The following is a 3,536-nucleotide window of genomic DNA, read 5'->3' as shown; positions in this document are numbered from 1 at the left end:
CCTGTAGCCATGCCGCCCGTTTCATCCCCAGCCTCCATTGGCTGGACATGAAACCGGACAACTCACCTGCTACCTAATCCGGACAACTCGTGTGCTTACGACACGCATCCATGCAGGTGTTGCACAGTCGCCTGCTTTGACGTATAGGACCGCCGTTCCAAGAAAACCGCCCGGCAGGGCATGCCGTGGCGGTTTCATTTGCTTTTCGGGCTTTGGTCGGCCTGAAGCGAACAAAAAGCGCGATAGTGCGCACACCATACGGAGTAGCAAAATGCCCAAGATGAAGACCAAATCCGCCGCCAAAAAGCGGTTCAAGATCACAGGTACGGGTAAAGTCCTGTCGGCTGCGGCCGGCAAGCGTCACGGCATGATCAAGCGTTCCAACAAGTTCATTCGAAATGCCCGCGGCACGATGGTTCTGGCTGAACCGGATGGCAAGAAGGTCATCAAGAATTTTCTGCCGAACGGCCTCTAAGGCATTCGGTCCGGACACGCATTAGTTTTACGCAATTCCGAACGGAAAACCGCAAGACACTTTTCCTGGAATTGCTTTTAAGGAGATCATGACATGGCACGCGTAAAGAGAGGCGTCACCTCGCACGCCAAGCACAAGAAGGTCCTGAAAGCCGCGAAAGGCTTCTACGGCCGCCGCAAGAACACCATCCGCATCGCCAAGCAGGCGGTGGAAAAGTCGCTGCAATACGCTTACCGCGACCGCAAGAACCGCAAGCGCTCGTTCCGCGCCCTGTGGATCCAGCGCATCAATGCCGCGACCCACGAGCACGGCCTGACCTATGGCCGCTTCATCGACGGCCTCAACAAGGCCGGCATCGAGATCGATCGCAAGATCCTGTCGGACATGGCCATCCACGAGCCGCAGGCTTTCGCCGCACTCGTCGCCAAGGCCAAGGTTGCTCTTGAGTACCTCAAGAACACCACCCCGAATGCTTTTGAAAGCGCTGTCGCCTAAGACCAGCGCTTCCCAAGCATTCTAAATTCTGATTTGGGGAACCCGCGCTGGCACGGCTGGCGCGGGTTCTTTTTTGACCCTGATGTAACCAAATTGGTGACACGCCTGATGGTGGCGGGTCGCCCGATCGAGAGAGCTTCGCCGTGAATGCCACTGCTGGAAACCTTGAAGCCCTGGAAGATTCGCTTCTTGCCGACATCGCGTCGGCTGCCGACGAGGCGTCGATCGAGGCCGTGCGCGTCGCGGCCCTTGGCAAGAAGGGATCGATCTCCGAAATGCTGAAGACGCTCGGCGCGATGAGTGCCGAGGAGCGTCAGGTCAAAGGCCCAGTTATCAACGGCCTCAAGAACCGCGTCACCGAGGCGCTGACGGCCCGCAAGGCCGAGCTCAGGGACATGGCGATCATCGCGCGCCTTGCCGCTGAAAGGGTCGACGTAACGCTGCCGGTGCGGCAGTCGCCGGCCGAGCGCGGCCGCATCCACCCGATCAGCCAGGTCATCGACGAGATCGCGGCGATCTTCGGCGATCTCGGCTTCTCGATCGCCGAAGGTCCCGACATCGAGACCGACTATTACAATTTCACCGCGCTGAATTTCCCGGAAGGCCATCCGGCGCGCGAGATGCACGACACCTTCTTCTTCCAGCCGGACGAGAAGGGCGAACGCAAGCTTTTGCGCACGCACACCTCGCCGGTGCAGATCCGCACCATGGAGAAGCAGAAGCCGCCGATCCGCATCGTAATTCCCGGCAAGACCTACCGGCAGGATTCCGACGCCACCCATTCGCCGATGTTCCATCAGGTCGAGGGGCTGGTGATAGACAAGACGGCCAATGTCGCCAACATGAAGTGGGTGCTGGAGGAATTCTGCAAGGCCTTCTTCGAAGTGCCGCAGGTCAAGATGCGCTTCCGGCCGTCCTTTTTCCCGTTCACCGAGCCGAGCCTCGAGGTCGACATCCAGTGCGACCGCTCGCGGCCGGGTGAAGTGCGCTTCGGCGAAGGCTCCGACTGGATGGAAATCCTCGGTTGCGGCATGGTGCACCCCAACGTGCTGCGCCATGGCGGGCTCGACCCGGACGAATATCAGGGCTTTGCCTGGGGCATGGGCATCGACCGCATCGCCATGTTGAAATACGGCATGCCGGACCTGCGCGCCTTCTTCGACGCCGATGTCCGCTGGCTGTCGCATTACGGGTTCAGGCCGCTCGACATGCCGACGCTGTTCGGCGGATTGAGCGCGTAATGGCCCGGAAAATCCCTGCCGCCAGATATGACGGAATAGCATCATGAAATTCACCCTCTCCTGGCTCAAGGACCATCTTGAGACCGACGCCACGCTCGCGGAGATCGTCGAGCGGCTGACCTCGATTGGCCTCGAAGTCGAGCATGTCGACGACAAGTCGGGCCTGAAACCCTTCGTCATCGCCAAGGTGCTGACGGCGGTGCAGCATCCCGATGCCGACCGGCTGCGGGTGCTGGCAGTCGACACAGGCGACGGTAAGCCGCCCGTGCAAGTGGTGTGCGGCGCGCCAAACGCCCGCGCGGGCCTGATCGGCGCCTTTGCCGCGCCTGGCACCTATGTGCCCGGCATCGATGTGACGCTGACGGTCGGCAAGATCAGGGGCGTCGAAAGCCATGGCATGATGTGCTCAGAGCGCGAGCTGGAGCTTTCCGACGAACACAACGGCATCATCGACCTGCCTGAGGATGCGCCTGTCGGCACCAGCTTCGCCGCTTATGCGCACCTCGACGATCCGGTCATCGAGATCAATTTGACGCCGAACCGGCCGGACGCCACCAGCGTCTACGGCATCGCCAGGGATCTGGCGGCGAGCGGTCTCGGCCGCCTCGTCGGCGGCGCGATCATGCCGCATGTCGGCAATGGCATGTGCCCGGTCAAGGTGGAGATCGAGGCGCCCGAGCTTTGCCCCGGCTTTGCGCTGCGGCTGGTGAGAGGCGTCAAGAACGGCCCGTCGCCGAAATGGCTCCAGCAGCGTCTGATCGCCATTGGGCTGAGGCCGATCAGCGCGCTGGTCGACATCACCAATTACGTCACCTTCGACCGCGGCCGTCCGCTGCATGTGTTCGACGCCAAGAAGGTTGCAGGCAATCTCGTCGTGCGCCGCGCGCGCGACGGCGAGAAGGTGCTGGCGCTCGACGGCCGCGAATACACGCTGACGCCGGAAATGTGCGTCATCGCGGACGACGATGGCGTCGAATCGATCGCCGGTATCATGGGCGGCGAGCATTCCGGCTGCGACGAGAACACGACAGACGTGCTGATCGAATCCGCACTTTGGGATCCGATCGCCACGGCGCGCACTGGCCGCACGCTCGGCATCATCACCGATGCGCGCTACCGTTTCGAACGCGGCGTCGACCCTGAATTCATGGTGCCCGGCGTGGAGCTTGCAACCAGACTGGTGCTCGATTTCTGCGGCGGTACGCCGACGGAGATCGAGGTGGGCGGCACATCCACCCCCCCCCCCCCACACCTGTACTTGCCCCCGTGGGAGGGGTATCGGGATCCCCCCCAACAATTGCCCCCTGCCGAACACCCCGCGATCC

Annotated in this window: 4 protein-coding genes; all 4 read left to right on the top strand. The window is 61.9% G+C overall.

Going from position 1 to position 3,536, the window contains the following annotated elements:
• Nucleotides 1–271: 271 nt before the first annotated feature.
• The gene (rpmI, locus tag NKI49_RS33065; RefSeq protein ID WP_006201248.1) at nucleotides 272–475 is read left to right on the top strand and encodes a 50S ribosomal protein L35; all 204 of its coding nucleotides are present in this window, start codon (nucleotides 272–274) and stop codon (nucleotides 473–475) included.
• Nucleotides 476–568: 93 nt separating this feature from the next.
• Complete coding sequence (rplT, locus tag NKI49_RS33060; RefSeq protein ID WP_006201247.1) at nucleotides 569–970, top strand: 50S ribosomal protein L20; 402 nt, start codon at nucleotides 569–571, stop codon at nucleotides 968–970.
• A gap of 143 nt (nucleotides 971–1,113) precedes the next feature.
• The gene (gene pheS, locus NKI49_RS33055; RefSeq protein ID WP_352608372.1) at nucleotides 1,114–2,211 is read left to right on the top strand and encodes a phenylalanine--tRNA ligase subunit alpha; all 1,098 of its coding nucleotides are present in this window, start codon (nucleotides 1,114–1,116) and stop codon (nucleotides 2,209–2,211) included.
• A 43-nt stretch (nucleotides 2,212–2,254) separates the two neighbouring features.
• A partial coding sequence (gene pheT, locus NKI49_RS33050) for a phenylalanine--tRNA ligase subunit beta (RefSeq protein ID WP_352695931.1) occupies nucleotides 2,255–3,536 on the top strand: 1,282 nt, incomplete at its 3' end.

It is taken from the genome of Mesorhizobium sp. M0587 (assembly GCF_040320945.1).
Classification (GTDB): domain Bacteria; phylum Pseudomonadota; class Alphaproteobacteria; order Rhizobiales; family Rhizobiaceae; genus Mesorhizobium.
The sequence above is the reverse complement of the archived record's forward strand: the minus strand, read 5'-3'. Positions and strand labels throughout refer to the sequence as shown.

Excerpts from the sequence above, each read along its gene's own strand:
- rpmI (WP_006201248.1), top strand. The coding sequence starts at position 272 with ATGCCCAAGATGAAGACCAAATCCGCCGCCAAAAAGCGGTTCAAGATC.
- rplT (WP_006201247.1), top strand. The coding sequence starts at position 569 with ATGGCACGCGTAAAGAGAGGCGTCACCTCGCACGCCAAGCACAAGAAG.